This is a genomic window from Tritonibacter sp. SIMBA_163, from assembly GCF_046535935.1.
GTDB lineage: Bacteria > Pseudomonadota > Alphaproteobacteria > Rhodobacterales > Rhodobacteraceae > Epibacterium > Epibacterium scottomollicae.
The window spans coordinates 1-236 of record NZ_JAWJBP010001316.1; the positions used below are offsets into that span (position 1 = coordinate 1).

At 45.8% G+C, this 236-nt stretch carries 1 protein-coding gene; it reads left to right on the forward strand.

Annotated features, from left to right (window positions below; genetic code table 11):
* The coding region (locus R0J92_RS26570; RefSeq protein WP_411053887.1) for a hypothetical protein at nt 1-236 on the forward strand (236 nt) is incomplete at both ends.

The window sequence follows — 236 nt, forward strand, 5'->3', positions numbered from 1 at the left end:
GTAGGTGATAACCTTCTCACTCTGGGTGCAGAAGATCTGAGTGTAACCCCCCTCTATTCCCCTCCAGAAATTACTGCTTCGGATAGTTCCTTTTTTGATCGTTTTCCCGATCAATTTGATTATTCAGTAGCGGAGATCCCTTCATCAGGTGACGGGCTAGGCACATTTCTCTGGACAGCCGATCTTTCCTCCTACTTGTTTCTTTGGATGGGATTAGTGCAAGGAAACTCCAACAT